33 protein-coding genes are annotated in these 26,186 nt (G+C 38.3%); 20 read left to right on the top strand and 13 right to left on the bottom strand.

Annotation, left to right across the window (positions count from 1 at the left end; genetic code table 11):
- Nucleotides 1–3: 3 nt before the first annotated feature.
- The 10 genes from CCAL5182_RS01625 to CCAL5182_RS01580 all read left to right on the top strand — a co-directional run bounded on the left by CCAL5182_RS01625 (nt 4) and on the right by CCAL5182_RS01580 (nt 7,448).
- Nucleotides 4–1,272 (top strand): homoserine dehydrogenase, encoded by a 1,269-nt coding sequence (locus CCAL5182_RS01625; RefSeq protein ID WP_336610093.1) that lies wholly within the window; start codon nt 4–6, stop codon nt 1,270–1,272.
- A 135-nt stretch (nt 1,273–1,407) separates the two neighbouring features.
- Nucleotides 1,408–1,557 (top strand): hypothetical protein, encoded by a 150-nt coding sequence (locus CCAL5182_RS01620; protein WP_336610092.1) that lies wholly within the window; start codon nt 1,408–1,410, stop codon nt 1,555–1,557.
- A gap of 111 nt (nt 1,558–1,668) precedes the next feature.
- Nucleotides 1,669–2,328: an enolase C-terminal domain-like protein gene (locus tag CCAL5182_RS01615; protein WP_336610091.1), complete on the top strand. Its 660-nt coding sequence runs from the start codon at nt 1,669–1,671 to the stop codon at nt 2,326–2,328.
- 35 nt (nt 2,329–2,363) lie between these two features.
- Nucleotides 2,364–2,720 carry a YraN family protein gene (locus CCAL5182_RS01610; RefSeq protein WP_336610090.1) on the top strand — a complete coding sequence of 119 codons (357 nt, stop codon included), beginning with the start codon at nt 2,364–2,366 and terminating at the stop codon, nt 2,718–2,720.
- Between the two features lie 70 nt (nt 2,721–2,790).
- A complete protein-coding gene (trxA, locus tag CCAL5182_RS01605; RefSeq protein ID WP_169938830.1) occupies nt 2,791–3,105 on the top strand; it encodes a thioredoxin in 315 nt (104 codons plus the stop codon).
- Nucleotides 3,105–3,557 (top strand): hypothetical protein, encoded by a 453-nt coding sequence (locus CCAL5182_RS01600; RefSeq protein WP_169972551.1) that lies wholly within the window; start codon nt 3,105–3,107, stop codon nt 3,555–3,557. Before trxA ends, CCAL5182_RS01600 begins: the two co-directional genes overlap by 1 nt.
- Nucleotides 3,558–3,567: 10 nt before the next feature.
- Entirely contained in the window at nt 3,568–4,506 is a 939-nt protein-coding gene (locus CCAL5182_RS01595) for an NAD(P)/FAD-dependent oxidoreductase (protein WP_169938826.1), read from the top strand.
- Nucleotides 4,507–4,634: 128 nt separating this feature from the next.
- Entirely contained in the window at nt 4,635–5,402 is a 768-nt protein-coding gene (gene dapB / locus CCAL5182_RS01590; protein WP_336610089.1) for a 4-hydroxy-tetrahydrodipicolinate reductase, read from the top strand.
- A 9-nt stretch (nt 5,403–5,411) separates the two neighbouring features.
- Entirely contained in the window at nt 5,412–6,749 is a 1,338-nt protein-coding gene (gene purF, locus CCAL5182_RS01585; protein ID WP_336610088.1) for an amidophosphoribosyltransferase, read from the top strand.
- On the top strand, nt 6,750–7,448 hold the full coding sequence (locus tag CCAL5182_RS01580; protein ID WP_336610087.1) for a hypothetical protein: 699 nt from the start codon (nt 6,750–6,752) through the stop codon (nt 7,446–7,448).
- 3 nt (nt 7,449–7,451) lie between these two features.
- Here the strand turns inward: CCAL5182_RS01580 and CCAL5182_RS01575 are convergent, their stop codons facing one another.
- The 13 genes from CCAL5182_RS01575 to CCAL5182_RS01515 all read right to left on the bottom strand — a co-directional run bounded on the left by CCAL5182_RS01575 (nt 7,452) and on the right by CCAL5182_RS01515 (nt 14,852).
- The gene (locus tag CCAL5182_RS01575; RefSeq protein WP_169938818.1) at nt 7,452–7,898 is read right to left on the bottom strand and encodes a type II secretion system protein; all 447 of its coding nucleotides are present in this window, start codon (nt 7,896–7,898) and stop codon (nt 7,452–7,454) included.
- Nucleotides 7,899–7,907: 9 nt separating this feature from the next.
- Complete coding sequence (locus CCAL5182_RS01570; protein ID WP_336610086.1) at nt 7,908–8,459, bottom strand: DUF2393 family protein; 552 nt, start codon at nt 8,457–8,459, stop codon at nt 7,908–7,910.
- Nucleotides 8,459–8,989 (bottom strand): DUF2393 family protein, encoded by a 531-nt coding sequence (locus CCAL5182_RS01565; protein ID WP_169938814.1) that lies wholly within the window; start codon nt 8,987–8,989, stop codon nt 8,459–8,461. Before CCAL5182_RS01565 ends, CCAL5182_RS01570 begins: the two co-directional genes overlap by 1 nt.
- Entirely contained in the window at nt 8,979–9,698 is a 720-nt protein-coding gene (hisIE, locus tag CCAL5182_RS01560) for a bifunctional phosphoribosyl-AMP cyclohydrolase/phosphoribosyl-ATP diphosphatase HisIE (RefSeq protein ID WP_169972545.1), read from the bottom strand. Before hisIE ends, CCAL5182_RS01565 begins: the two co-directional genes overlap by 11 nt.
- 9 nt (nt 9,699–9,707) lie before the next feature.
- Nucleotides 9,708–10,811 (bottom strand): prohibitin family protein, encoded by a 1,104-nt coding sequence (locus CCAL5182_RS01555; RefSeq protein ID WP_169999951.1) that lies wholly within the window; start codon nt 10,809–10,811, stop codon nt 9,708–9,710.
- 16 nt (nt 10,812–10,827) lie between these two features.
- The gene (locus CCAL5182_RS01550) at nt 10,828–11,742 is read right to left on the bottom strand and encodes a branched-chain amino acid transaminase (RefSeq protein ID WP_169938808.1); all 915 of its coding nucleotides are present in this window, start codon (nt 11,740–11,742) and stop codon (nt 10,828–10,830) included.
- Between the two features lie 111 nt (nt 11,743–11,853).
- On the bottom strand, nt 11,854–12,861 hold the full coding sequence (msrB, locus tag CCAL5182_RS01545) for a peptide-methionine (R)-S-oxide reductase MsrB (protein WP_169938806.1): 1,008 nt from the start codon (nt 12,859–12,861) through the stop codon (nt 11,854–11,856).
- Nucleotides 12,861–13,358 (bottom strand): thioredoxin-dependent thiol peroxidase, encoded by a 498-nt coding sequence (gene bcp, locus CCAL5182_RS01540; RefSeq protein ID WP_336610085.1) that lies wholly within the window; start codon nt 13,356–13,358, stop codon nt 12,861–12,863. Before bcp ends, msrB begins: the two co-directional genes overlap by 1 nt.
- Nucleotides 13,355–13,558: a tautomerase family protein gene (locus tag CCAL5182_RS01535; RefSeq protein ID WP_169938802.1), complete on the bottom strand. Its 204-nt coding sequence runs from the start codon at nt 13,556–13,558 to the stop codon at nt 13,355–13,357. The genes bcp and CCAL5182_RS01535 overlap by 4 nt, the downstream gene beginning before the upstream one ends.
- A gap of 287 nt (nt 13,559–13,845) precedes the next feature.
- On the bottom strand, nt 13,846–14,091 hold the full coding sequence (locus tag CCAL5182_RS01530; protein WP_336610084.1) for a hypothetical protein: 246 nt from the start codon (nt 14,089–14,091) through the stop codon (nt 13,846–13,848).
- The gene (locus CCAL5182_RS01525; protein ID WP_336610083.1) at nt 14,079–14,345 is read right to left on the bottom strand and encodes a hypothetical protein; all 267 of its coding nucleotides are present in this window, start codon (nt 14,343–14,345) and stop codon (nt 14,079–14,081) included. Before CCAL5182_RS01525 ends, CCAL5182_RS01530 begins: the two co-directional genes overlap by 13 nt.
- A 65-nt stretch (nt 14,346–14,410) precedes the next feature.
- Nucleotides 14,411–14,536, bottom strand: coding sequence for a chorismate-binding protein (locus CCAL5182_RS01520; RefSeq protein ID WP_228026654.1), 126 nt, complete (start codon nt 14,534–14,536; stop codon nt 14,411–14,413).
- Between the two features lie 16 nt (nt 14,537–14,552).
- On the bottom strand, nt 14,553–14,852 hold the full coding sequence (locus CCAL5182_RS01515; protein WP_336610082.1) for a hypothetical protein: 300 nt from the start codon (nt 14,850–14,852) through the stop codon (nt 14,553–14,555).
- Nucleotides 14,853–15,000: 148 nt separating this feature from the next.
- On the opposite strand from CCAL5182_RS01515, the gene CCAL5182_RS01510 reads away from it, so the two are divergent.
- From CCAL5182_RS01510 to CCAL5182_RS01465, 10 genes are all read left to right on the top strand, one after another.
- Nucleotides 15,001–15,366 (top strand): hypothetical protein, encoded by a 366-nt coding sequence (locus CCAL5182_RS01510; RefSeq protein WP_169938798.1) that lies wholly within the window; start codon nt 15,001–15,003, stop codon nt 15,364–15,366.
- A 215-nt stretch (nt 15,367–15,581) separates the two neighbouring features.
- The gene (locus CCAL5182_RS01505; RefSeq protein WP_336610081.1) at nt 15,582–16,247 is read left to right on the top strand and encodes a hypothetical protein; all 666 of its coding nucleotides are present in this window, start codon (nt 15,582–15,584) and stop codon (nt 16,245–16,247) included.
- A gap of 138 nt (nt 16,248–16,385) precedes the next feature.
- Nucleotides 16,386–17,459 (top strand): epoxyqueuosine reductase QueH, encoded by a 1,074-nt coding sequence (locus CCAL5182_RS01500; protein ID WP_336610080.1) that lies wholly within the window; start codon nt 16,386–16,388, stop codon nt 17,457–17,459.
- Nucleotides 17,460–17,587: 128 nt separating this feature from the next.
- Nucleotides 17,588–18,034 (top strand): 3-hydroxyacyl-ACP dehydratase FabZ, encoded by a 447-nt coding sequence (gene fabZ, locus CCAL5182_RS01495; protein WP_169972539.1) that lies wholly within the window; start codon nt 17,588–17,590, stop codon nt 18,032–18,034.
- Between the two features lie 19 nt (nt 18,035–18,053).
- Nucleotides 18,054–18,842: an acyl-ACP--UDP-N-acetylglucosamine O-acyltransferase gene (lpxA, locus tag CCAL5182_RS01490; protein WP_336610079.1), complete on the top strand. Its 789-nt coding sequence runs from the start codon at nt 18,054–18,056 to the stop codon at nt 18,840–18,842.
- On the top strand, nt 18,842–20,074 hold the full coding sequence (clpX, locus tag CCAL5182_RS01485; RefSeq protein WP_169999955.1) for an ATP-dependent Clp protease ATP-binding subunit ClpX: 1,233 nt from the start codon (nt 18,842–18,844) through the stop codon (nt 20,072–20,074). The genes lpxA and clpX overlap by 1 nt, the downstream gene beginning before the upstream one ends.
- 9 nt (nt 20,075–20,083) lie before the next feature.
- The gene (locus CCAL5182_RS01480) at nt 20,084–21,121 is read left to right on the top strand and encodes a rod shape-determining protein (RefSeq protein WP_169937650.1); all 1,038 of its coding nucleotides are present in this window, start codon (nt 20,084–20,086) and stop codon (nt 21,119–21,121) included.
- Entirely contained in the window at nt 21,111–21,866 is a 756-nt protein-coding gene (mreC, locus tag CCAL5182_RS01475; RefSeq protein ID WP_169937649.1) for a rod shape-determining protein MreC, read from the top strand. Before CCAL5182_RS01480 ends, mreC begins: the two co-directional genes overlap by 11 nt.
- Nucleotides 21,866–25,123, top strand: a complete 3,258-nt coding sequence (gene carB / locus CCAL5182_RS01470) for a carbamoyl-phosphate synthase large subunit (protein ID WP_336610078.1) — start codon at nt 21,866–21,868, stop codon at nt 25,121–25,123. The genes mreC and carB overlap by 1 nt, the downstream gene beginning before the upstream one ends.
- A 106-nt stretch (nt 25,124–25,229) precedes the next feature.
- Nucleotides 25,230–25,832 carry a LysE/ArgO family amino acid transporter gene (locus tag CCAL5182_RS01465; RefSeq protein WP_336610077.1) on the top strand — a complete coding sequence of 201 codons (603 nt, stop codon included), beginning with the start codon at nt 25,230–25,232 and terminating at the stop codon, nt 25,830–25,832.
- Nucleotides 25,833–26,186 lie beyond the last annotated feature (354 nt).

Below are 26,186 nucleotides of genomic sequence, written 5' to 3'. Positions count from 1 at the left end.
TTAATGAGAGTAGCAATATTAGGCGTAGGAACCGTTGGCGAGCAAGTCGCTAAAATCCTAATCCAAAATCAAAAACTAATCACCGCTAGAAGCGGTAAAGAGATAACTCCTGTTATCGGTGTTGTTAAAAATTTAAATAAAAAACGCGACGTTGGTATCCCGTTAACGGATGATATGGATGCTGTTTTAAAACGCGACGATATCGATGTTTATGTAGAGCTTATGGGTGGGGTGGACTATCCTTATCGTATCATAAGTGAAATTTTAAAACGTAAAAAAGCAGTAGTAACTGCTAATAAAGCCCTTCTTGCTTATCATAGATATGAGCTACAAAATATCGCGCAAGACACACCTTTTGGCTTTGAAGCAAGTGTCGCAGGCGGCATACCGATCATAAAAACCCTAAGAGAGGGGCTTAGTGCAAACCATATAAGCTCTGTAAAAGGCATAATGAACGGAACTAGCAACTATATCCTGACCTCCATGATGCAAGGAGGAGCCAGTTTTGAGCAAGCGCTTAAAAGCGCGCAAGAGTTAGGATATGCCGAGGCTGACCCGACATTTGATGTTGGTGGTTTTGACGCGGCGCATAAGCTACTCATACTTTCAAGCATAGCCTACGGTGTTTATGGAAAGCCCGAGGACATCTTGATAGAGGGTATAGAAAATATCACAAAAGAGGACATTTTCTTCGCTCAAGACTTTGAATACATTATAAAACTCCTTGCTATCGCCAAAAAAGTGGATGATAAAGTTGAGCTTAGGGTTCATCCTGCTCTTGTAGCAAAAGATAAGATGATAGCTAAAGTCGATGGCGTAATGAACGGCATAAGTGTTGTGGGGGACGCGGTCGGTGAGACGATGTTTTATGGTCCTGGTGCTGGCGGCAGCGCGACGGCAAGTGCTGTTATAAGTGATCTTATCGATATAGCAAGAGATGTAAAATCTCCTATGTTTGGATACAAAATACCACTCGAGCTAACTCCTCTTGAGCTACTTGCGCAAGATGAAATCCGCACAAAATACTACTTTAGACTAACAGTCGATGACAAAATGGGTGTTTTAGCCAAGATAACAAATATCATGAGCGAGAACAACCTCTCTATAGATAGCTTCTTGCAAAAACCAAAGCTAAAGGGCGACGAAAACGGCGTAACGCTGTTTTTCACTACCCATACGAGCCTTGAACTTGATGTAAAGAGAGTTATTGAAATTTTAACCAAGCAAGAATTTGTTAAAGAAAAACCTTTTATGATAAGGATAGAGGGTTAAAATTTAAATCCAAAATAGGTGGATTATCAAAATTCGCCTATTTTTATTAGCATTTAAGTGACCTACAAGCGCTAAAAAGTTAAAATCACACCTGCAGTTCTGCGTGGCAGAAATACCTTTGCATGGATCAAACATATGTATCCCATAAAAACTATTATAAGGCATAGTTGCATAAGTGCGAATTATGCAAATTTAAGCATAAGTGAAATTTTTAAAATTTCATTCGCAAGATATTTCATCTACAATAAATTTAACACACGCTACAAAGCAAATAACTACACCTAAATTCATCATATCGTATACCAAATCAAAAAACTAACAACAAACCAAAGAAAGGAGAAAGCATATGAAATTAAAGAAACAAACGCATCTCGTCGTAGCTTTTTAAAAGGCGCTATGGCAATAGCTGCTGCTGCCACACCTGAAGTGATGCTTGCGGGCTACACACCGTTTAAGTCTGATTCGTTGCAGGTTTGGTCGTGCGGGGGATTATCTGAACCTTTTGCACAGATAAATGCAGAGTATGAAGCCAGAACAGGCCATAACATCCAATACACCGGCGCCTTTGCAGGTGCGCTTGGAAAGTCGCTACTGGCCTTGCAAGGCAAGACGGAGGTCTTTGGTGTTAATAAATTTATCGCTAGCAACATAAATATCCCTATCGCACACGGCGAGCGGATCTATACAAGGTGGCAATACAAGGCGTATTTTGAAAATCACTCCATATCCATGATACAGCCCGATATCGGCACAAATGGCGGCATAACCGAGACTAAGAAGGTTTGTGATATGGCTCACGCTTATGATGTCGGAGTGCAAATTCATGTATGCTCTAGCCCGCTTCTAACGGCTGCGGCGCTTCATCTTGAGACGGCTTTGCCAAATTTCACCATCCACGAACACCATGTATATAACCTGCACGAATACAACAAGGCGCTTTGCAAGCACGACTATCAGCCCATTAACGGCTTCATCGCGCCACCTGAAATTTCTGGTATCGGCAACGAGTGGAGTGAATTTGCCTTTCAAAATGCCCAAATAACAACTATTGGTTAAATTTGATATAATACTTCAAATTTTTGGAGGCAAATTTGGGGCTTGTTTCATATCTTTTTGGAAAAAGCAGCGAAGATCAAGCATGTGCTTATCTTTCAAAGATGAAATTTCAAATTTTAGAGCGAAATTTTCGCTCTAAATTCGGTGAGATCGATATAATTGCAATTGATAAAGAGGGTATACTTTGTTTCATAGAAGTAAAGGCTAGCTCGCTAAAATCAAACCAAATGGGGCATGATGCGATATATAGATTAACACCGAGCAAATACTCTAAAATTTTAAAGGCGGTTGATTACTATCTACTTAAAAACGGTGCAGATAGGGACTACGAAATAGATTTTATAGTTATAAATGGTAAAAATATTGAACTAATAAGAAATATCAGTTTATAAAATTTATTATTTAGATAGTATTTATAAAATTTAATGTATAATTCACCAATATTAAAAATAAGGAGAAAAAATGGGAAAATACATAGAACTTACAACTGAAAATTTTGATGTTGTTAAAGAGGGCGTTGCGCTTGTTGACTTTTGGGCTCCATGGTGTGGACCTTGTCGTATGCTAGCTCCTGTGATCGAGGAACTTGCGGAAGATTTCGACGGCAAAGCAAAAATTTGCAAAGTAAATACCGATGAGGTTCAAGACCTGGCTGTTGAGTACGGTATCCGCTCTATCCCTACTATGCTTTTCTTTAAAGACGGCGAGCTAGTTGATCAAATGGTAGGCGCTCAGTCAAAACAAAGCATAACAGACAAACTAAATTCACTTCTTTAATGGCTTTAAAAAATAGAGGAAGTCTTCTTCCTCTAACCTATATTTTCGGTTCCTTTTTTGGTGCCGCTATGATAGCCATCGTCTTTGCGTATAGCAATTACCGTTTTTCAAAATATAAATTTATAAATTTTTCAGAGCTTATTTTTTATGAAAAAAGTGAAATTTTTATACCCAAAGATGATAAATATCTACTTATAGTTTTTAGCTCTAACCAGTCAAAAATAGAAGAAATTTTAAAAGAGCAAAGGTCAAATTTGCCCGTTGTAGCCGTTGATATGTTGCAAAAACGCGGTGAGTCAAATGAAACCTTAAAAAGTGTAAGTTCGGATATAAACACCATCTTAAAGCTTATAAATACACTAAATATCACGGCAGTGCCAAGCAAAGTCGAGATAGTGCGTCAAAACGGCGAAATTTATAAGCAGGATTCGCAGATAATAAAAATAGAATAAAGGAGAAAATATGTTAGATTTAGCGATTATCGGAGGCGGACCTGCAGGATTAAGTGCGGGACTTTATGCAACAAGAGGCGGACTAAAAAACGTTGTTATGTTTGAAAAGGGCGAGCCCGGCGGTCAGATAACCGGAAGTTCCGAGATAGAAAACTACCCGGGTCAAAAAAATCCTGGCGAGAGCGGATTTGACTTTATGAGCACATGGTGGAAGCAGTGTAGTCATTTTGGCCTTACGCACACTTGGGCAAATGTAACAGGAATTCGCAAAAATGAAGACGGAAGCTTTGATATTTTGCTTGAGGGCGATAAGATAGAAAAGGCAAAGGCCGTTATCGTAGCTACAGGATCAACTCCTCGTCGCGCAGGCTTTAAAGGCGAAGATGAGTTTTTTGGCCGTGGAGTTAGCACTTGTGCTACTTGTGACGGATTTTTCTATAAAAATAAAGAAGTTGCAGTTCTAGGAGGTGGTGACACCGCGATAGAAGAGGCGATATATCTTTCAAATATAGCTTCAAAAGTATATATAATTCACCGTAGAGACGGTTTTCGTGCAGCCCCTACAACGGTAGAAAAAGCACGTAAAAACGAAAAGATAGAGTTTATAACAAATGCAACTATCAAAGAGGCTTACGGCGATAAAGCAGGCCTTAGTGGACTTATCTTAAATACACAAGATGGCGAGCGTGACTTAAAAGTGCCTGGCGTTTTCACTTTCGTAGGACTAAATGTAAATAATGAAATTTTACGTCTTGAAGACGGCTCTTTCATCTGCGACGTAGTTGATGGCGGCCAGGTTGATGTTGATTTGAAAATGCAAACAAACGTGGCAGGCTTATTTGCTGCGGGCGATATCAGAAAAGACGCTCCAAAACAAGTTGTTGTTGCGGCAGCAGACGGCGCTGTAGCTGCTTTAAGCGCACTTAGCTATATAGAAAATCTACACTAAAATTTTTAGAAAAGCCCGGGATAAATTTCCGGGCTTTTACATCACAAATTTTTAATCCAAACTACATAATATAACCGAAATTTTATACCTTTTTTACTATAATATGCAAAAATTTTAAAGGCATATAAATGATAAAAGTCGGTATTCACGGCGCTAGCGGCAAAATGGGTCGCGAGATAATCGCTTGTTTAAAAAATAACGAGGTTGCTAAACTAAGTGTGGCTTATACGATTGAAGAGCTTGATTTTGAACTACCAAAAGATGTTTTGGTAACGGATAAATTTGAAGTTCTTTTTGAAAATAGCGACGTTATTATAGACTTTACAATAAAACAGGGAGCTTTAAATTTAATAAGCTATGCAAGAACAAATCCAAAGCCGCTAGTCATAGGTACAACGGGTCTTGCCGACGAAGGCGCTACTCTTATAGCTCAAGCGGCAAATGCTATGCCGATCCTATATGCGACAAACATGAGCCTAGGTGTTGCCGTTTTAAATAAACTAGCAGCTATCGCTTCAAAAGCTCTAAGAGAATTTGATACTGAAATAGTAGAAATGCATCATAAACACAAAAAGGACGCTCCAAGCGGAACGGCACTAACATTGGCTAAGCATATAGCAGAAGCTAGAGATTTGGACTTAAAAGAGGTTATGACAACCGGCAGAAATGGTCTTATAGGTGAGCGAAAAAAAGACGAGATAGCAGTCCTTGCTCTAAGAGGAGGCGATATAGTCGGTCGTCATACGGTAGGGTTTTATAATGACGGTGAGTTCATCGAGCTAAACCATACTGCAACAAGTCGCGCTACATTTGCAAAAGGTGCTATAAAAGCTGCTATCTGGTTAAGTTCTCAAAACAACGGTCAATACGATATAACAGATTGTTTGGGTATATAAAGGAAAAACATGTGTGCGATAGTCGGAGTAATAAATTCACAAGATGCAGCTAAAACCGCGTATTACGCGCTATTTTCTATGCAGCATCGTGGGCAAGAGGCGAGCGGTATAAGCGCTTGTGATAATGGTGAAATTTTAACACACAAGGGCAAAGGTCTAGTAACCGAAGTCTTTAACGAAAGCTCGCTAAAAACACTAAAGGGTGATATGGCGATAGGACACAACCGCTACGCAACAGCTGGTAAAAACTCAGGCAACGACTCCCAGCCGATAGCGGCAAACTACTCTTTGGGGCAAATTTCGGTCGTGCATAACGGCAACTTTGTAAATAAAGACGAGGTTCGTGGAGCGCTTATAGACGAGGGTGCTATATTTCAGTCAAACATGGATACTGAAAACATCGTTCATCTAATAGCAAGAAACCACAGTCCACACCTGCAAGAGCGCATCACTGCAGCACTTGACAAGATACTTGGTGCGTATTGCTTGCTAGTGCAGTCTCGACATAAAATTTTTGCTATCCGCGATAAATACGGCGTGCGTCCACTCTCACTTGGGAGATTAAAAGACGGCGGGTATATTGTTGCTAGCGAAACATGTGCGTTTGATCTTGTAGAGGCAACTTTCATAAGAGATGTGTGCCCTGGTGAGATGCTAGTTTTTGAAAATGGCAAAGATGAATTTGAGAGCATACAGCTTTTTGAGCCAGAGCCAAGAATTTGCGCGTTTGAGTATATATATTTTGCACGTCCCGATAGCGTTGTAGAGGGTAAAAGCGTCTATGATGTTCGTAAAAAGATGGGCGCGGCACTTGCTAGACAAAGTAAGATTAAGGCTGATTTTGTAGTTCCTGTGCCAGATAGCGGTGTGCCTGCTGCACTTGGATATGCAAACGAGAGCGGCATACCTTTTGAGCTTGCTATCGTGCGTAACCACTACGTCGGACGAACATTTATAGAACCCACGCAAGAGCTTAGAAATTTAAAGGTAAAGCTCAAGCTTAACCCAATGAGCGAGGTTTTAAAAGGCAAAAGCGTTGTTGTGGTTGATGATAGCATAGTTCGCGGAACAACATCTAAAAAAATAGTCGAACTACTTCGTCATGCTGGAGCTAAAGAAATTCACTTTCGCGTAGCTTGTCCGGAGCTAAAATTTCCTGAAAGATACGGCATAGATACTCCAAGTTTTGCCGAACTTATCAGTGCAAACAAAACATGCGATGAGGTTTGTAAATATATAGGTGCAGACACTCTTGAATTTTTAGAGATAGATGACCTTGTGAAAAGTATCGGCGATGAGCGCGACTACTCGCTTGTTAGTTTTGATGGAAACTACTTCATTAAGTAGATGAAATTTATAAATTTTGCCCTTTTTGGCGCATTGTTGCTATTTTACGGTTGCGCAAAAGAGGGTATAAATTTACAAAAAGAAGAACCGTTATGGACGCCTTATATAAAAGAGAACGGCGCTAAATCAGAAATTTTACTTGCATTTGATACAAAATTTATCCCAAACAATACCAAAAATATACCTACCATAGGCAACGCATACACAAAAGATATAAAGTCGCAGAGCAAGGAAAAGCTGGGTCATATCTACCTTCTAGCCAGAGCTAAAGGCAACGTGATAATAAATTTAGACACAAATTCAACTCTTGATATAAATTTAGAAAAAGACAAAGCTGCCTTGCAAAATTCATCGTCATTTAAATTTTACGAATTTAGCTCAGGCTTGATCGAAAGTATTGTTTTTAAAAGCGACAAACAAGGTGTTTGCTTGAATTTTTTATCAAATAAATTTATAAATATCACCAGCGCTACAAATTATTATTTGAGAGATGATGGATTTTTCGCTACGATTTTAGAAATGAGCGTCTTAAAAGATAGAGGTGCAAAGATAAAAAATCTCTCATTTTTTTACGACTTTAACGATGATGCCAAAGAAAAAGAGGCTAGAAATTTTACCGCGAGTGAAAAATTTAAATTTCTCTTATCGCAAGATATTAAAAAACAAGCAAGAATTCTTTCTACTTTATGTGCTATTTAAATTTTAATTTTTCTGTGTGCCAAATATTAAAATTCTAGAGTCAATGGACGGTATTTCTTTTGCGGTTCCATCGATATCTTTACTTACGAGCTCTTTAAATTCCGCAAGGCTATCTATGCGCCAAAGATCGCCACATAAGTCCGCTTCCGATATGCTTAATGTTATGGAAGTCTGGGTTACGTCTGTTACGTCAAGGCAGTTGTTTGTGCCTATTTGTATGGGGAATGCTACGCTTGTCATCTTATATATGTTTTCCTTGCCATTTTCAAACCCGCCTTGCGCCATGTAATAGTGTGTTATATCGCTTACAAAAGTACTAATATTTGTCGCAGCTCTTGCTACGAAAGTATCTTCTCTTGTGCCAAATAGCTTAGGCAAAACAACAGCAGACAAGATCCCAAGAACAACGATGATAAATACAAGCTCAACGGCGGTAAATCCTTTTTTCATGCCTTTTCCTTAGTAGCAATTTAGCTTTGTAACATGCATTGTGCGCGTAAAATACGGAGGATAGGGCATATTTACCGTAAAAGAGGCACTTTTTTTCTTCTTTAGGTCTTTGGCGACTTCAAATGAGTATTCGACGGTGTTTGGATGAGTGTCTTTTTTCTCGTTTAATAGCCATGAAAATAGCGACATCCCGCTTGGTTTAAAGAGCGCTTCTCCGCTTAAGTTGTCTTTGCTTAGTGGCTGGTTGATAAGTTTGATCTTAAGAACACATTTGCTTATCGTAAATTTGCCGATATTTCTTACTTGTCCTTTAAAAACTATGCTTTCGTTTCTTAAAATTCTCTCATTTGTTACATTTTCAAGTATGCCTATTTTGGTATATTTATCCAAAACCAACATCAAAAACACGCTAAGGCTGACAGAAACTAGTATGTTTGTAAAGCATAGTGATAAAAAGAGTTTTCGTTCCGTTTTTAAAGAGAGTATAAAAAATAAAACACAAAGTAGCAAGATGATACATAAAACTATGATGTGAACGATAGTAAAGTAAGAGGCACTCATTAAAAACACTCCGCTTTTTTAGATATTTTATATTCGATAAATGAAAAATCATTGATCGTTTGTTGTATTTGTTTTGTTTCTTTTGGAACAAAAGGCTCTTTTAAAATGATAGTTTTTGTAAAAAAGGGATTGAGTGAATTTAAAAACTCTCTCGCTTCTTGTTTGGAACGCATATAAAAACCAATGTCTATCTTGCAAATTTTAAAGCTTTTATTGGACTCATTTGTTATGTTAAAGTCAGCGATTAGCGTATTTGAGTATGTTAGTTGTTTTGTCGCAACATCACTTATGACGGTTGGTCTTAGGTATGTTTTTAAACCTTGGTGAACATAAAAATTCGCCACAAAAAAGCCAATTAAACCTAGCAAGATGATTAAAAAACCTATCTGCCACCATGATTTTAAAGCAAAAAATATTCCAATAAATAAAATAAAAAGAAAAGCTATAAAAACCCAACCGTATGATAAATAATCCACCGCTTGGGAATTTGCGAGTATAAAAAGTATATCGTGCTTTAAGTTATTTATCATTACGCGAGTTTTTCTCGTCTATGCCGCTCATGCCAAAGCGACGCGCGAGTTCGGTTTTGATACGATCGGGGTGTATGTTGTGTATGCTAAGCGCAACCATGGTATGAAAGTAAAGGTCTGCAGCCTCATAAACCATGTCGTTTTTGTTTTTCTCGCTAGAATTTGCCGTTGTATCTTTGCAAGCCATAACAAATTCAGTTGCCTCTTCGCCTATTTTTTTTAATATGGAATTTTCACCTTTATGAAACAAGCTCGCGACATAGGATTTTTGTGGATCGGCGTTTAACTTTCTGTCTAGTATAATGTGATAAAGTTCGTCAGCTAGGTTGTAGGTTGGCTTATTAACTACATTTTCAGGCTTATTCGATGAGGTTAAATTTGTTAAATTTATCTCGTTAAAAAAGCACGACTTTTGCCCTGTATGACATGCTATGCCACCATTTTGCACGACTTTTAAAAGCAATGTGTCGTTATCGCAGTCAAGATGAGCGGAGATGATTTTTTGGGTATTTCCGCTCTCTTCACCTTTTTTCCAGATGCGATTTTTAGTGCGTGAGAAGTAGTGAGCAAAGCCACTTTTTAGACTTAAATTTAATGCCTCTTCATTCATGTAAGCGAGCATCAAGACATCGTTGCTGCCTTGCTCTTGGACGATAGTCGGGAGGAGGTTGTCTACTTTTTGCCAGTCTATGTTTAAATTCTCAAGCACTTTTTATCCTTATCTTGTTGTCTCAACCGCGCTTTGTCTTGCTTTGTCTTTTGTGTCAACCCAGATATTTGGCACGGCTCCGCCAGGAGTTAGGAAAATTTTAGCGTCTTTGTTTTCGCGAAGAGCTTCATTAAATTTACCCTGAGTTTCAATCTGTTTTAAATTTAGTAAGTTACCATCAAGACTTTTTGCCACCTCTTTGTTTGCATAAGCTTGTGCGTCGGCTTCGATCTTAACGGCATCGGCTTTACCTTGAGCTTCTATGATAGCAGCTTTTGCCGTACCTTCTGCGAGTGCGGCTTTTTTAAGGGCCTCTTGGTTTGCACGCTCTACTTCGTATTTAGTTCTCTCGGCTTCTTGCTTTGCGATCTGAACGCGCTCTATTTGCTCTTTTACTTTTTCAGGCAAGATGATCTCGCGAAGCTGCACTGTTAAAAGCTCTACAGGTCTATTTGGCTGAGCGTCAATATCCTTTCTTATACCTTGATCTATCTGTGTAGCTATCTCGTTTCTGCGTGTTGGAAGCTCTTCTGCGGTGTATTTACCGGCGATACTTCTAACCACGTCGCGAACAACCGGGTCTACGATCTTGTTTTCCCAGCTAAGACCCCAAGCGGCAATAGTTTGAGGTGCATTTTCAGGATTTAGACGGTATTGAACAGTTATATCTATGCTAACCGGTAAGTTTCTTGCATCAAGAACAGAGATAGAATTTTTACGAATTATACCCGTTGTGCCGCCACTTATCAGTCTTGCGTTTTCTCCCATATCTTCACCTGAAGTATAGTTGATAAGCCTAACTCTCGTATCTACGACTATGACCTTTTGGATAAAAGGCATGAAGAAGTGAAAGCCCGGCTGCATAGGGTTTGATTCGTATTTACCGGCGGTTGATTTGATACCTACTTCGCCTGAGTTGATGATAACAAAAGGCTGTGTAATGGCGATCACCGCTATGATAGCTATGATAACATAAGCTAGAGTGCCTATTTTACCCATTCCATCTGGCATTTTTGGTTTTTTGAAATTTATCCTAGGCGGCTCATTGCCGCCATTATCGCCCGAGCTGTTGTTGTTTTTTTTATTAAAATAGTCGTTCAAGTTTGCTGGCATTATGTCCCTTTAATTTTTAAATATATGTCAAAAATGAAGCGTATTTTTCATTTTTTCCGTAAACTACATCAAAATACGCATCTTGTAGTCTTTTTGTTACTTCTCCGCGCTCGCCACTTCCGATGATTCTGTTATCGATATTGCTTATCGGAGTTACTTCAGCCGCAGTTCCTGTAAAAAACGCCTCATCGGCTGTATAAACTTGATCTCTTGTTAAGCGCTCTCTACGAACTTTTATACCAAGATCACAAGCTAGTTTTATAACCGTATCTTGAGTTATGCTAAGCAGTGCATTATCGCTTGGAGGAGTTACTAACTCGCCGTTTTCAACGATAAAAAAGCATTCGCCAGGACCTTCGGCTACAAAGCCTTCTTCATCTAAAAGTAGTGCTTCGTCATATCCTGCGTCTTTTGCTTCATAGTTTGCCATTTGTGATGTTAGATAGTTTGAGCTTGACTTAGCCTTTGTCATTTGACTGTTAGGAGCGTATTTTGCAAAGCTTGAGATTTTAACTCTAATACCCTTTTTTAAGCCCTCTTCACCAAGATATGCACCCCATTCCCATGCAGCTATCGCGGTGTTTACAGGGGCTTTTGTATGGGCTAATCCCATTATGCCGTATCCAAGATAGATAAGTGGGCGAAGATAAACATTGCCTTTAAATTTATTAGCTCTTAAAAGCTCGATTTGCGCATTTTCAAGCTCTTCAAGAGTGTATTTGCAATTTAATACTGTCATTTTTGCTGATTTTAATAAACGTTTAGTATGATCTCTTAATCTAAAAATCGCCAAACCTTTGTCTGTTTGATAAGCTCTTGTGCCCTCAAATACAGCATTTGCATAGTGTAGCGAGTGGGTTAAAACGTGAACTTTGGCATCTTCCCATTTGATTAATTTTCCATCCATCCAGATAAATTCTGCAGCATCCATTGATTTTGCCTTTCTTTGTGTAAATTTAGTGAGATTTTATCACAAAAAACGTTTAAATTTTATAAACTTTGTGCTGGATTAAAGAATTTCGGGGCTTTTAAGCCCCTTGTGTTACTTAACGTAGATTATATACTTTTCATATCCTAGCTCTTTCATCTTTTCAAGCGGGATAAATTTTAAACTAGCTCCATTTATGCAGTATCTAAGACCTCCAAGTTCAGGCAAGCCGTCGTTAAAAACATGTCCTAAATGGCTATTTGCTACGCTTGATAGCACTTCGATCCTTTGCATGCCGTGGCTTTCGTCTTGCTCGTAGCTTAACGCATCGGTTGTTATGGGTTTTGAAAAGCTTGGCCAGCCACATCCAGCGTCAAATTTATCCGAGCTTGAAAATAGCGGTTTACCGCTTACTATATCGACATAAATTCCTTTTTCGTAGAATTTATCGTACTCACTACTAAATGGTCTCTCTGTTGCCTTTTCCTGAGTTACGGCGTATTGATGTGGGCTAAGTTTTTGCTTTAACTCCTCACGGCTAGGCATGACAAAATCATCTTCGCCATAAAGCGGTTTTTTCGCTAAATTTAGGTCAATATGGCAGTATCCGTTTGGATTTTTGTCAAGATAGTCTTGATGATACTCTTCGGCTTTTATGTAGTTTTTAAGTGGCAGAATTTCAACTGCGATCTTTTGTGTTGCTTTTTCTTGCTCCATGGCGATAAATTTATCCAAAAGAGCCTTTTGGATATCATTTGTGTAATAAATCCCGCTTCTATACTGTCTTCCAACATCGTTGCCTTGTTTGTTAATAGAAAACGGGTCGATGATACGGAAAAAATGAGCTAAAATTTCAGCCAAATTTATGCGATTTTCATCAAATTTTATAAGTATAGTCTCGGCGTGATCGGTTTGTTTTAGTTTGTCATAGCTTGTGTTTTCCGAGTTGCCGTTTGCATAACCTACACTTGTTTCAACCACTCCTTTAAGTTGTTTAAAATACCCCTCAACTCCCCAAAAACAACCTCCTGCAAGATAAATTTCACTCATTTTCGCCTCTCCTTTTATCTGTGCATTTAAAAGCGTGCACAAGAACAAAATAATCGTTAAAATTTTAGCCATTATTTAACTAGATCCGCTAGGACTTTTGCCGCATGGTCTTTGGCTTTAACGCTTTTGTATACTTTTGAAATTTTACCTTCTTTATCGATAACAAAAGTTGTTCTAACTATGCCAAGATACTCTTTGCCGTAGTTTTTACGCACCTGCCATACTCCATACTCTTTTGAGACTTGTTTTTGAGGATCACTTAGCAAGATGTGCTTTAAGTTTTGTTTAGATATAAATCCAACATGGCTTTTTACGCTATCCGGGCTTATACCAACTATTACCGTATCGTTTGAGATAAAGTCGTCAAAAAGTGCGCTAAATTCGCAAGCTTCGGTGGTGCAGCCAGGAGTGTTGTCCTTTGGATAAAAGTAAAGCACGACATTTTTACTGATAAAATCTTTTAAATTTACGCTAACTCCATCGGCGTTTTCAAGCGTGAAATTTGGCGCTTCATCGCCTTTTTGCAGTGTTACTTTGCGCTCTATGTCTTCTTTGCTAAATTCGCTCATTTGCTCTCCTTTTTTATCTCTTCTATGCTTTTGCCGCCGACTCCTACGCTGTCTTGATCGTAAGTTTCTATAAATACCATAACGCGTTCTTTTTGTTTGCCTAGAATTCTAACCATCATCTCGGTTGTTTCTTTTATGATCTGCTCTTTTTGCTCTTTTGTCGGCTCGGGAGCCGCTGTTTTTATGTTAATAAATGGCATTTTTTCTCCTTTTAAGTTTTATGTATTCTAGCTAAAAATTTAAAATGTTTCGTTTATAAAACTTAATAAAATTACAAATTTAAATTTGCATGGTGCAGTTATTTTGCGAGCGATAGATAAATACTGATTATTTAAATTTTAAAACAGCGAAGTTATTATTTGAAATTTTTTATCTCGTAAAATCCAACCATAGCATTCATGATGGCAAGTCTTTTTGTTTTTAAAAGTATGTTTGCGTCGATATCTGCTTCTTGTAAATACCCACCATCAAGCAGTTTTTGTGTTAATCAGCCTAGGTTGTTAGCAAAAATAGCGATATTTGCGATACTAGTATCTAAAATCTGATCGTTTTTTATCATAATGATCTTATCTTTTTTACCTTTTGCTTTGTTGATATTTAAGTGATCAAGATACTTTTTCGCGTATGAAAAGTTGATATTTGTAAGGTAGAATTTCTCAAATTCTCGCACTTTATAAGGAAAATACTCAACGCTTACAAGCTCGCTAAGTTCATCATAAACTACTTTTGCCATAACCAATCCATCAAGACCGCAAGATCGCACGCCGTTTTATCTTTTATCTTTATCGTTTCAAAAAGGAAAGTAGACTTTTTGATAAGCTCATCATACTCCTTTCTTGCATCGCTTTGTAGTGTTATGCCTCCACCGCTTATAAACTCCATGTCGTTGCCGTTTTGACGCACATATCGTATCAAAGTAAAGCTTTGTGTGTATTTTTTATCTGAGTGTATAAAATGTCCGTATAAAAACCCTGGGTGATATCTCACACTCGTTGATAATCTCACAAGAGCGAATTTTAGCCACACCGCTTATCGAACCAGCCGTAAAATTTTTACACTTTTATGCCGCCAGCAACAGCCAAAAGGTTGTTGCGCATGAGATCTGTGATCATCATTTGTTCGCTAAGCTCTTTTTTGTCGTTAAGTAAATTTATTTTTAGCGTCCTTTTGTGTGGCATTTGTCGTGCCTTTTATTTATACGCACAAAAGGCTCCGGGCCAAAGCAGATAAATTCGTCTTTTTGTATAAAACCAGCTTTGCATCCGCGTGGTTATAAATTTCTTCCAAGCTAAGCTCTGTTTTTATAGGTGTTGTAAAGCATAAATTTAACAAATAACTATGTCCGTTGTGCTGGTGGTTTTGGACTTTATTAAAGGCTTGCTTGTATGTCTTAAAATTTATAGGAAATTTTTGCAAGGTATAGGTTTTTGGTTTTAGGGTAGCGTCAAATTTAAAACTAATTCCAAACTCGGTAGCGCGCTTTGGTTTGCGCACTATATTTTTACTTGCATCACAGTTTATAAGTGCTATAAACGGACGGTCTTTAAATGAATTTGTATTTTTACTAAAATTTCGGCGTATTTTGGTATTTTAACGCTTTATTTATCTTTGAAATTTTAAAATAACGCAAAAAGGATGGAAAATGGACTATAACATAGAAAATAAAGGCATAGTTTGCTTCTTTCAAGATCTTATGAAAAAGCGAACATTTTTCTTGGCACTATCATTTGTCGCGATAGCTTTTGCCTGGATCTTTCAAGTAGCTATCATACCCCTTGGTGTCGTAGCGGTAGCGCTTTTGGCTATTTGCATAAAACCTACAAATTTTATACTAAGACTTGTTGGTTTTTTGGTTGCTCTTGGAGCGCTTTTTATCTCGCTTCATAAGATGAATTTAGCACAAAGCGGTGGCTTTTATCCGGGGTTGATTTTTGCGTTTGTCTTATTATATCTACTTCTTAGCTGGTTTGTTTATAATGCAAGAAGTAGCGAAATAAACGATCTTTAATACAAATTTATATCATCTACCGTAACTAAAATTTAGAGTAAAATGCTTGTTTTATTCTAAATTTTAAACCATCTCGATGATCATTGCAGTAACTTTACTTAAAAATATCTAAAAATAAAAATTAAATTTTAACAATATAAAAAATTTAAGCATCTCTAATAGTAACAGGTGTATAATCAAAAAATATACAAATTTTCGTAAATAAAGGAGAAGTAATGCAAAGACGAGAATTTTTAAGCGGTATGGCTGCCGCAACGGCTGTTGGAACAACCAGCTCAAGTGCAATAGACATCATAAGTAATTCTCTTATGAACGACGAGAGTGCAAGGATGACCGCGTCTCACTTTGGACCGTTAAGAGCTTTTTGTGGAGCTGACTTATTTGTCGGCTCCATGACGCCTGTTTTAGATAAGGTAGGCGGCAAGGTTATAGCAGAGTTGCATGCTGGAGCGAAATTAAAGCAAATTTCACAAAACGGCGAATATGTGGAGGTTGAGTATGTCGGTTTTATCCCTGGTGAAAGCCCTATCGCATACGCTAGAGTAGGGGTTTTGGAGCAGGATATCAATGTAGGTGACATGAAAACTTTTAAAGTCATAAAAACACACAAGGACCCTTATGGCAACGAATGGGATGAAGTAAGTGTTAAAGGCTTTGTGAAAAAAGATACTTTAGTTGCCGACATAGATGTTGTTCACAAGGCAGGACAGGCACTTTTTGAAGAAAGATGCGGCAGCTGTCACGCACTCCATGCTTATGATGAATTTGGCGCAAATGTATGGCCAAGCGTGATCGAAACCATGATAAGCAACTCCGCACTAACCCCACAAGAAGTAGAGACGCTAAATCGCTTTTTGCAAAGCAAAGCTCCGATAGAGTAGTCGTCAAATTTAAGTGCGTTTTGTTATATGCAAGGCGCACTTCCTTTCGTTAAGACAAAATAGTATAAAATTTCATAATGTAATTAAATTGTTATGGTTAAATTTGATAAATTTTAACCAAAAGATAAAAGGAAAAATTTGCTGGTTCATATTTGTTGCTCTGTTGATAGTCATTATTTTTTACGTCGTTTGCGAGCTGATTTCTCAAATGAGCGCCTAATAGGCTACTTTTACGACCCAAACATCCATCCGTATAGTGAGTATGTGATGCGTTTTTTGGATGTAAAACGCTCGTGCGATCAGATGGGTATAGAGCTTATCATGGGCGAATACGACTACGAGGCATGGCTTAGTGGTACAAAAGGGCTTGAAAATGAGCCTGAAAAGGGCAAGCGCTGCGTTTATTGTTTTGAATTTCGTGTTGGAAATTCGGCTAAAAAAGCTGTTGAACTTGGCGAAAAGTCGATCACGACCACACTTTTGATGAGCCCTAAAAAGGACTTTATACAGCTTGAAAATGCCCTAAATAATGCTGTCAGAGGATATGATCTAACGGCGGTTGCGATTGATTATAGAAAAAATGGTGGAACAAACGAGCAGTTTGAGCTAGCCAAAAAAGATAAGCTTTATCATCAAAACTACTGTGGCTGTGTATTTGGACTATCAAAGCAAAGAGAGGCTCAAAAACTGCCGGTGTCAGAGCTTATGAGTGAAATTAACGGACGAATTTTGCCAGGAAGCATAGGGGAGCGTTTGAAGCTTTACGAAAGGGTAAGAGAGTGTGAGAGTAGCGGTGTGAAATTTCATCTTTCGCGCAAATATTTTTTAAACTACCGCTTGCTTCGCGCTTATGTAAAATTTAACAACTCCATCTTGCCAAGCTTCTTTTTTTTATACTCAAATTTTAAAAGAGAAAATGTAAAATTTAGCCTAAATGAAACGGCTGAAATTTGCGATGAATTACGAGATGGCGTTACGCTTTTAAGTCTTAAACGATTTAATAAACTAAGCAAAAAAAATTATAAAAACGTAATCGAAATTTGTAAACATCCACTAGATATCAATGACGAGTTAAGTTTGCGCCGTGAAATTTGCGGTGACTTTAGTCAAAATCCGATCATTATCTTAGATGAAATTCACGCAGGAAGGTATGAAATTTATGCTAAAAACGTTACTTATAACGACAGCCGTGAAATTTTATCGCTTGAATAAAAACAAAGATCTGTCGTAAAATTTACCTAAAAGAAATTTTATAAATTTTTAAATTTCTTGGCAATAAACTTGGTATTAGTAAAAATTTGCTAAAATCTATGAAAAATTTTTACTTAAAAGGTCTTTTGGTGATAGATGTAGTTCAAATTCAAAAAATTCTTCCGCATAGATTTCCGTTTTTGCTTATCGATAGAGTTACTGCGATAGAGCCTGCTAAAAATATCATTGCCTATAAAAACGTAACGATAGGTGAGCCGATATTTCAAGGACACTTTCCGGGTCATCCGATATACCCTGGCGTTATGATAATCGAAGGCATGGCGCAAGCCGGCGGCGTGTTGGCGTTTAAAAGCATGAGCGACGAACATCAAGCCGGTATCGAAAATAAAGTTGTTTATTTCATGAGTATAGACGGTGCTAAATTTCGCCATCCCGTAAAACCGGGAGATCGTTTGGAATACCGCCTAAATGTTTTAAAACATAAAGGAAATATCTGGGTGCTTGAAGGCAAGGCGTATGTTGATGACGTGCTTTGTGCAGAGGCTGAATTAAAGGCGATGATAGTCGATAAGTAATTTAAAGGCAAAAAGTATCATGAAAAAAATTCATCAAACAGCAGTGGTTGAAGATGGCGCGATAATAGGCGAAGACGTAAATATCGAAGCCTATGCTTATGTTAGCTCAAAAGCTGTTTTGGGAGACGGTGTTACCATAAAACAAGGTGCAAGGATAATCGGCAACACAAAAATAGCCGATGGCGGACGTGTTTTTAGTTACGCTATCGTAGGAGATATCCCGCAAGATATTAGCTATCATGATGAGGAAAATACCGGCGTGATAATTGGCAAAAATGCTACGATACGCGAATTTTGCACGATAAATTCAGGAACTCACAAAGGCGATGGCATAACTCGTATCGGTGATGACGCTTTTATAATGGCGTATTGTCATATCGCGCACGACTGCGTGATAGGCAATAACGTTATCCTGGCAAATAACGCAACACTGGCGGGACATGTGGAAATGGGTGATTATGCTGTTGTAGGCGGGCTAACGCCTGTTCATCAATTTGTCAAAATAGGCGAAAGTTGCATGATAGCAGGAGCTAGTGCTTTATCTCAAGATGTGGTTCCGTTTTGTTTGGCCGAAGGAAACCGTGCTTATATTAGAAGTTTAAATTTAGTCGGAATTCGCAGACGTTTTGCAAAAGAGCAGGTTGAAGGGCTTGTAAAGGCTTATAAATTTTTATTTAACCAAGGTGTAAGTATAAAAGACCAAGCAAATGAGCTTATCGTAAAAACAAGTGACGAAAATGTCAAAAAAATGTGTAACTTTATAATAAATACGGCAAGAGGAATTCCGCTTGCAAAAGGAAGAGATTGATGGCGAGAAAGTGTAATTTTTGTGGCGAAAATGAGTCAAACGAACGTCGTTTACTAACTGATATTGCCGGCAATGCGTTTATATGCGAGTATTGTATAAGCGCTGCTTATAATATGATATACGGCGATACCAGTATCGACACAAAAGAAGAAAGTGAAGAAATTCAGTATCAAAATTTAACTCCAAAAGAACTAAAATCAGTCCTTGATAGTTATGTCGTAGGTCAAGATAGGGCTAAAAAGGTTTTTAGCGTTGGTGTTTATAATCACTATAAAAGAATTTTTAAACAAGGCGAGATAGAAGACGACACTGAAATTTCAAAGTCAAATATCTTACTTGTAGGACCAACAGGAAGTGGCAAAACTTTGATGGCGCAGACTTTAGCGAAATTTCTTGATGTTCCTATCGCGATATGTGACGCAACAAGCCTTACTGAGGCTGGATACGTTGGCGAAGATGTCGAAAATATCCTTACTCGTCTTCTTCAAGCCGCAAACGGCGATGTTAAAAAAGCTGAAAAGGGTATAGTTTTTGTCGATGAGATAGACAAGATCGCCAGGATGAGCGAAAACCGAAGTATAACACGTGATGTTTCAGGCGAGGGTGTGCAGCAAGCTCTTCTTAAGATCATTGAGGGAAGTGTTGTAAATATCCCACCAAAAGGTGGTAGAAAACATCCTAACCAAGACTTTATACAAATCGACACTACAAATATTTTATTTGTTTGTGGCGGTGCATTTGACGGACTTTTGGATATCATCGAAAGACGCGTTGGTAAAAATGTCTTAGGTTTTAACCAAGAAAAACGAACAAAAAGTGAAAAAGAGGATCTTTTAGGACTTCTTGAGCCTGATGATTTGGTGCATTTTGGACTTATCCCTGAGCTTATCGGACGTTTGCACGTGGTAGCTACATTAAATGAGATTACAAAAGAAGATATGGTTAAAATTTTAACCGAGCCTAAAAATTCGATACTAAAACAGTATCAAAAACTGTTTGCTATCGATGGTGTTGCTTTGAAATTTGACGATGATGCCTTGTCTGAAATCGCCTCTTTGGCGATCGAGAGAAAAACCGGCGCGCGCGGACTTAGAAGTATAATGGAAGAGATAATGACGGATGTTATGTATGATCTGCCTGAATTAAGAGATTATGAGGTGGTCATATCAAAAGAAGTTGTAAAAGATGGTGTAAAGCCGATTTTTATAAAACAAAATAAAAAAAGCGCGTAAAGGAAGTAAATGTTTTTAGATCAACTGATAGGGTTTTTTTCAAGCGATATGGGTATCGACCTTGGTACGGCAAACACCCTTGTGCTTGTTAAAGATAAAGGGATTATTATAAATGAACCTTCAGTAGTTGCGGTTCGTCGTGAAAAATACGGGAAACAAAAAATTCTAGCCGTAGGACATGCGGCAAAAGAGATGGTTGGTAAAACTCCTGGTGATATAGAGGCGATTCGTCCGATGAGAGACGGTGTTATCGCTGACTTTGATATGACTGAGAAAATGATACGCTACTTTATAGAAAAGACGCATAAAAGAAAGAGCTTTATCCGCCCTCGCATAATCATCTCCGTGCCTTACGGTCTTACTCAAGTAGAAAGAAAGGCTGTCAGAGAGAGTGCGCTAAGTGCCGGTGCTAGAGAGGTATTTTTGATAGAAGAACCTATGGCTGCAGCCATAGGAGCAAATTTACCGGTTCGTGAGCCGCAAGGAAGCCTTATAGTAGATATCGGTGGTGGAACAACCGAGATAGGCGTAGTATCTCTTGGAGGACTAGTTATAAGTAAGTCTATCCGCACTGCAGGAGATAAGATAGATACAAGTATAGTAAACTATATAAAAGAAAAATACAACTTGCTTATTGGAGAAAGAACGGGTGAAGAGATCAAAATCGGTGTCGGCTCTGCCATTCAGCTAGATAAGGAACTAACGGTAGTAGTAAAAGGTCGCGACCAGGTTAGCGGACTTTTAAGCCGCGTAGAGCTAACTAGCGAAGATGTAAGAGAGGCTATGAGAGAGCCTCTTAAAGAGATAGCCGATGCGTTAAAAACCGTTCTTGAGATGATGCCGCCTGATCTTGCGGGTGATATCGTTGAAACAGGTATAGTCTTGACCGGAGGTGGTGCGCTTATACGCGGACTTGACAAATATCTTTCTGATATCGTTAAACTTCCTGTTTTTGTTGCAGATGAGCCGTTGCTTGCGGTTGCGCACGGAACCGGAAAAGCACTAGAAGAGATAAGTTTGCTTCAGCAGCTAATAAATGAAGACTAAGATTACTCTTTTTGCTTTAATCGCACTACTTATTGTATTTTCCGTTTATAAAGGCGGAATTTTTACAAATTTGTCGGTTAAAGCGAGTAATTATGTTATAAATTTTTATGATGATATCGCAAAAAATTTAAAAGATAAGATAAATGAACATTTTAGGCAAGTTGCCGAGATTAAAAGCCTAAGAGAGCAAAATGCCGAGCTTGAAAGATCGGCAATGCTTCTTAGTACCTTCGCAAACGAGCTAAATGAAATTTTAAAAGATAAAAACGCAACCGCTTACGCCCCTAAAGTTCGTCTTGTAAAGGGGTTAAGTTATGCTAATATCGGGGATTATAATAAAATTTGGATAACCGAATTTGAAGGATATGATCCAAATAAAATTTACGGTCTTATATACCAAGGAAAAAGTGCGGGTGTTGTGATACAAAAGGACGGCAAACCGCTTGCCCTGCTTCAAAACGACCCAAAGAGTCTATTTTCCGTTTATATAGGTAATGACAAAATTCCAGGTATCGCGCACGGTAATAAAAATGGAATTTTGATCAAATTTATACCTCAATGGCTAAGACCAAAGATCGGCGATGAGGTCTTTACTAGCGGTCTTGACGGAGCATTTTTTAGCGGAGTGCCTGTCGGAAAAGTGTCTGAAATTTTTGATGAGAGTTTATACCAAAGCGTTTTAGTCGAGCCTTATGCTCAGATTAATATACCAAGTTATTTATATGTTGTTACAAAGGAAAGATAATGCCAAGAAGAGATGATGTTAAAACGATTTTGCTTATAGGTTCGGGTCCGATCGTTATCGGTCAGGCTTGCGAGTTTGACTACAGCGGCACACAGGCTGCTAAAACGCTTAAAGAGCTTGGATATCGCGTTGTATTAATAAACTCAAATCCGGCTACGATCATGACTGATCCTGATTTTGCCGATGCGACTTATGTTGAACCTATAACAAAAGAGAGTATAAAACGCATCATAGACAGAGAAAATGTCGATGCTATCTTGCCTACGATGGGTGGGCAAGTTGCTCTTAATGTTGCCATGGAGCTTTATGAGGCAAATATGCTAGGAGATGTCAAATTTCTTGGCGCAAACCCTGAGGCTATAAAAAAGGGCGAAGATAGACAAATTTTTAAAGAAGCTATGAAAAAGATCGGCATGGATCTTCCTAAAAGCCACTATGCTCACAGTTTTCAAGAGGCATTAGACGCGGCAAACGATATTGGCTTTCCTATCATTATAAGGGCGTCGTTTACTCTTGGTGGAGCAGGAAGCGGCGTAGCGTATAATATAGACGAATTTAAAGAGCTTGCTCAACTTGGACTTGAGGCCTCTCCTATACATGAAATTCTTATTGAGGAGAGTTTGCTTGGTTGGAAAGAGTATGAGATGGAAGTTATAAGAGATAGAAACGACAACTGTATCATAGTTTGTTCTATCGAAAACTTCGATCCTATGGGTGTTCATACCGGAGATAGTATCACGGTAGCTCCTGCGCTTACGCTAACAGATAAAGAGTATCAAGTTATGCGCGATGCCTCTTTTGCTATACTTCGCGAGATAGGTGTTGATACGGGTGGCTCAAATGTCCAGTTTGCTATACATCCAAAAACAGGTCGAATGATCGTTATAGAGATGAACCCACGCGTTTCACGTTCTTCTGCTCTTGCTAGTAAGGCTACGGGCTATCCTATAGCAAAAGTTGCTACTCTTTTGGCGGTTGGATTTAGCCTTGATGAGATAAAAAATGACATTACAGGAACTCCTGCTAGCTTTGAACCTGTGATCGATTATATCGTTACTAAAATTCCTCGCTTTACATTTGAAAAATTTCCAGGCTCTAACCCTTATCTTGGCACGGCAATGAAGTCTGTTGGCGAAGTTATGGCAATAGGCAGGACATTTAAGGAGAGTATCCAAAAGGCGCTTTGTTCTATGGAGCGTGATTTGAGCGGATTTAACTCTTTAAATTTAGATAAAAATGCACTCATATACGGTCTTAGAAATGCAAATGAAAATAGAATTTTAATGATAGCCGAAGCTTACAGACAAGGCTTTAGCTTAGAAGAAATTCATGAATTTAGCAAGATCGATCCTTGGTTTTTGGATCAAATTCATCAAATAGTAAAATTTGAAGACAAGATCGATATGGATATATTAAATGACGCAAATTTGCTTAGAGAAGCCAAAACTATGGGTTTTTCGGATAAGATGATAGCGCATTTGATAAATGAAAAAGACAACCTTGAACTTAGTCAAAATGATATTTATTTCGCTCGCGAAAAGCTTGGTATAAGCCTTGAATACAACGAAGTCGATACTTGTGCGGGAGAATTTAAAGCCCTAACGCCTTATCTTTACTCTACTACAAATATCACCCAGAGCAAGCAGGCTAAAGCTGCTACTAGCGATAAAAAAGTCATGATAATAGGCGGTGGCCCAAACCGCGTCGGACAAGGCATAGAGTTTGACTATTGTTGTGTGCACGCAAGTTATGCATTGCGTGATCTTGGTATAAAAACGATAATGTATAACTGCAACCCAGAAACCGTCTCAACCGACTATGATACAAGCGATATACTTTATTTTGAGCCGATTGATTTTGAGCATGTAAGAAGTGTTATAGAGTGCGAAAAGCCTGACGGTGTTATAGTTCATTTTGGAGGACAAACTCCTCTTAAATTTGCTAAACGCTTGACTATAACCGGAGCAAAGATAATAGGCACAAGCGCAAGAACCATAGATGTTGCCGAAGACAGAAAGAAATTTAGCGAATTTATCGATAAGATAGGTGTTAAACAGCCTAAAAACGATACCGCTACAAGTGAAAAAGAGGCTATCGAAAAGGCAGCTGCGATAGGGTATCCCGTGCTTGTTCGTCCAAGCTATGTATTAGGCGGTAGAGCGATGAGAAGAGTTCATAGTGAGGCGGAGCTAAAAGAGTATATGAATGAGGCAGTTCAGGTTAGCAACAACTCTCCCGTGTTGCTTGATAAATTTTTACAAGATGCAACAGAGCTTGATGTAGACGCGATAAGTGACGGTAAAGATGTCTATATTGGTGCGATAATGGAGCACATAGAGGAGGCAGGCATCCACTCCGGAGATAGCGCTTGTATCTTGCCTGCGATGAGTTTAAGTAAGGAGATGATAGATAAAGTCCGTGCTCAAACTCGTGATATAGCTTTAAATTTAGGCGTTATCGGACTTATGAATATCCAGTTTGCGATCTATGAAAATGAGCTTTATATGATCGAGGTAAACCCAAGAGCAAGTAGAACCGTGCCTTTTGTAAGCAAGGCTACGGGCATACCGATGGCAAAGGTTGCAACCAGGGTTATGTGGCAGGGAAATTTACGTGAAGCACTTAAATTCTACGACAGTTACGGTGTTTTAACACAAGAAGACGGAATTTTATTACCAAATATCAAAAATCATGTTTGCGTTAAAGAGGCGGTATTTCCGTTTAATAAGCTAACGGGTGCTGACTTAATTCTTGGGCCTGAGATGAAATCAACAGGCGAAGTAATGGGTATAAGTCCTGATTTTGCTAGAAGTTTTGTTAAGAGCCAGATAGCTGCTAGTAACTGCTTGCCTACAAGCGGAACTGTATTTTTGACCTTAGCCGATGCCGATAAACCTTATGCGAGCGAGTTAGCAAGAGATCTTATTAAGCTTGGATTTAACATAACGGCAACCGGCGGAACTTATAAAATTTTAAATGAAAACGGCATAAAAGCGGAATTTGTATATAAGATCAGCGAAAGTCGTCCAAATATCGAAGATAAGCTTAAAAACGGCGATATCGCACTTGTGATAAACACAAGCGATAGCAAATCAAATGCCGATGACGGTAAAAAAATTCGCCAAAATGTTTTGAGATTTAAGATACCGTATTTTACCACGATGCGTGCGGCACTTGCGGCCGCTAAGTCGATCAAAAGCGTTCAAGACGGCTCGGCTTACGAAGTAAGATCACTTCAAGAATATCTTAAAAATTAATCAAATTTAAAGGTCTAGGCTATGGCTTAGACCATAAATTTGATCTCATTTTAAGCGTTTATATACATCGAAATTTGGCGTAAAACTGCGCTTTTAAGGGTTTTTTATGGATGCTTTTATATCCGGATTTCTTACTAGTTTATCACTTATACTTGCTATCGGAGCGCAAAATGCCTTTGTGCTAAAGCAGGGCATCAAAAAAGAATTTGTATTTTTAATTTGTATTATTTGTGCTATGTCAGACGCTATTTTGATAGTAGCAGGAGTTGGCGGTTTTGGCTATATGACGCAAAAATTTAGCTACTTAGAAAGTGTTGCTAGATATGGTGGTGGGGCATTTTTGTTTGTTTACGGGATAAAAAGCTTTTATAGTGCATATAAGATGACGCACGCCCTAAAGCCACAAAGTTTTGCTACTGCGTCACTTGCAAAAACAGCTCTTTTAACACTCGCATTTACTTGGCTAAACCCGCATGTTTATCTTGATACCGTTATGCTCATTGGCTCTGTTTCTACTAAATTTGGCACCAATGCAAACATCTTTGGAGCAGGTGCCGTAAGTGCTTCGTTTGTATTTTTCTTTTCGCTTGGATACGGTGCTAGGCTTTTAGCCCCATTTTTTGAAAAGGCGGTGGCATGGAAAATTTTAGAATTTATAGTAGGCGTGATAATGTTAGCGCTTGCATTCATGCTTGTTTTTAGTGTTTAAATTTAAAATAAAGTCAATATCTTAACCAAACAACGCTTTTGTGTATTTTGCTTTGTTTGAGTAAGTAAATTTATCTTAAAAATCCTATAATGCTATAATGAAATTTAAACAGGTAATTTTTTATTTTTTAGCTATTCTTGCCGTTGGTTATTTTTATTTAGTCTATACAAATTATGATGAAAATAAAAAATATACATACAATGCAGCAGTTACTAGTCAAGTTATGAACCTCCAAATGAAATGAGAATTTAAATCTCATTAAAATGAGAAAAATTTAAAGAATAAATTCTCATTTCAGTGAGATTAAAGAAATCTATAACCACATTTTAACCATCTATTTAATCAGTATAACAT

Origin of the sequence: Campylobacter sp. 7477a (genome assembly GCF_014892335.1) — a bacterium.
Lineage (GTDB): Bacteria > Campylobacterota > Campylobacteria > Campylobacterales > Campylobacteraceae > Campylobacter_A > Campylobacter_A californiensis.
Note: the sequence above shows the minus strand (reverse complement) of the source record. Positions and strands in the feature narration are given on the sequence as shown.